Origin of the sequence: Actinotalea sp., assembly GCF_035443605.1 — a bacterium.
GTDB lineage: Bacteria > Actinomycetota > Actinomycetes > Actinomycetales > Cellulomonadaceae > Actinotalea.
The window spans coordinates 1-2,287 of the sequence record NZ_DAORSQ010000155.1 but is presented as its reverse complement, the minus strand read 5'-3'; the positions used below and the strand labels follow the sequence as shown (position 1 = coordinate 2,287).

2 protein-coding genes and 1 pseudogene are annotated in these 2,287 nt (G+C 74.4%); 2 read left to right on the top strand and 1 reads right to left on the bottom strand.

Annotation, left to right across the window (positions count from 1 at the left end; all coding sequences use genetic code 11):
- The coding region (locus tag PKY62_RS12345; protein ID WP_502875845.1) for a RecQ family ATP-dependent DNA helicase at nucleotides 1–1,178 on the bottom strand (1,178 nt) is incomplete at its 3' end.
- A gap of 99 nt (nucleotides 1,179–1,277) precedes the next feature.
- Between PKY62_RS12345 and PKY62_RS12340 the strand changes: the two genes are divergently transcribed.
- On the top strand, nucleotides 1,278–1,922 hold the full coding sequence (locus tag PKY62_RS12340; RefSeq protein ID WP_324537391.1) for a hypothetical protein: 645 nt from the start codon (nucleotides 1,278–1,280) through the stop codon (nucleotides 1,920–1,922).
- A gap of 30 nt (nucleotides 1,923–1,952) precedes the next feature.
- Nucleotides 1,953–2,287 (top strand): annotated as a pseudogene (locus tag PKY62_RS12335) (histidinol-phosphate transaminase); the annotation flags it as partial.

Sequence of the window (2,287 nt, the reverse complement as noted above, 5' to 3'; positions counted from 1 at the left end):
GCCATCGAGGCGAACCAGTCCCAGATGGCGCGGTCGTCGCGGCCGGGCAGCAGCACGACGTCGGCGCGGCGGGTGGCGCGGCCGGCGCGGCCCACCTGCTGGTAGTACGCGATGGGGGAGGCGGGTGCACCGAGGTGCACGACGAAGCCGAGGTCCGGCTTGTCGAAGCCCATCCCCAGCGCCGAGGTGGCGACGAGCGCCTTGACCCGGTTGGCGAGCAGGTCCTGCTCGCACTCCAGGCGCTCGGCGGGCTCGGTCTGCCCGGTGTAGGCACGTACGGCCATCCCCGCGCCCCGGAGGTGGGCCGCGACCTGCTCGGCCGCCGCGACCGTGAGGCAGTAGACGATGCCCGAGCCCGCCATGGCGGGCAGGTTGGCCGTCAGCCAGGCCAGCCGGGCGGCGTGGTCGGGAAGCTCGGCGACGGCCAGGTGGAGCGATGCGCGGTCGAGGGGTCCGCGGAGCACGAGGACGTCCTCCAGGGTGCGCGACGATGTGCCCTCCGCGTGCACCGCGAGCTGCTCGGCGACGTCGGCCGTCACCCGCGCGTTGGCCGTCGCGGTGGTGGCGAGCACGGGGGTGCCCTCGGGCAGGTGCGTGAGCATGGTCCGGATGCGCCGGTAGTCGGGGCGGAAGTCGTGCCCCCAGTCGGAGATGCAGTGCGCCTCGTCGACCACCAGCAGCCCGGCGTCCAGCGCGAGGCGCGGCAGCACCTCGTCGCGGAAGCCCGGGTTGTTGAGCCGCTCGGGTGAGACGAGCAGGACGTCGGTCTGCCCCGCCGCGACCCGGGCGTGCACCTGCGCCCACTCGTCGGTGTTCGCCGAGTGGATGGTCTCCGCGGCGATCCCCGCCCGGCGCGCGGCCTCGACCTGGTTGCGCATGAGCGCCAGGAGCGGCGAGACGATGACCGTGGGGCCGGCGCCCAGCGACCGCAGCAGGGCCGTCGCCACGAAGTACACGGCCGACTTGCCCCACCCCGTGCGCTGGACCACGAGGGCACGGCGGCGGTCCGCGACCAGCGCCTCGATGGCCGTCCACTGGTCCTCGCGCAGCACGGCGTCCGGGCTGCCGACCAGCTCCCGCAGCACCGTCTCGGCCTGGGCGCGCAGCGCCACCCGGTCCAGGGCGGCGGCGGGTACGGCGGGTGGCGCGGCGGGGGAGGTGGACGGGGTGGCTGGCACCCGCGCAGTCTGACAGCAGCCACCCACATGCCGGACCGTAGGATCGGGCCGGCGGTCGCACCGGGGCGCCGTCAGGTCGCGACCGCGAGGAGCACGCACGTGTCACTGCTGGAGCTCGTCGGCTGGGTCGGCTCGGCCGTCCTCATCATCTCCCTGCTGCAGACGCGGGTGATGCGTTTCCGGGTCCTCAACGCGATCTCCTGCGTCGTGCTCGTCGGCTACAACGCGGCCGTCGGGGTGTGGCCGATGGTCGCGATGAACGTCGTCCTCGTGGGCATCAACCTCGGGGTCATCGCCAAGCTCGTGCGGCAGCGCCACGACACGCGGGCCTACGACGCCGTCGCGATCGGCACGGCCGAGCCCTTCCTCGCCGCGCTGCTGCAGCGGCACCGGACGGACATCGCGACCTTCAACCCCGATCTCCCGGCCGACCTGCCCGCCGACCCGGCGCGGCTCGCCGAGCACGCCTTCCTCGTCTCCAGCGGGGACCAGGTGGTCGGTGTGGTGCTGTCCCGGCGGGGTGCCGGCCCCGACGAGCAGCAGGTGGTCCTCGACTACGTCCTGCCGCCGTTCCGCGACTTCACGCCCGGCGAGTTCGTCTTCCGGCCCGACGGACCCTTCGCCGCGCTCGGCACGCGGACGGTCGTCGCCTCGCCGGGGATGGCCGCGTCCGAGCGCTACCTGCGGGCCGTCGGGTTCCGCGAGGTCGACGGGCGCCGGGTGCTGGACCTCGTCACGGCGTGACCGCACCGACCGATCCGTAGGATCGGAGCCGTGCACTCCGAGAACCCGCCCCCGACGCCCCTGCCGCTGCGCGCAGCGCTGGCCGGACTCGAGCCCTACGGGGCGCCGCAGCTCGACGTCCCGGTGCTGCTCAACGTCAACGAGAACCCCTACGCGCCGTCCGACGGCGTCGTGTCGAGCATCGCGGCCGCTGTCACCGCCGCGGCCCGGGGCCTGCACCGCTACCCCGACCGCGACTTCCTCGACCTGCGCACCGACCTCGCCGCCTACCTGCTCCGCGAGTCGGGCGTCACCCTGGCGCCCGGGCAGCTCTGGGCCGCCAACGGGTCCAACGAGGTGATGCTGCACCTGCTCCAGGCCTTCGG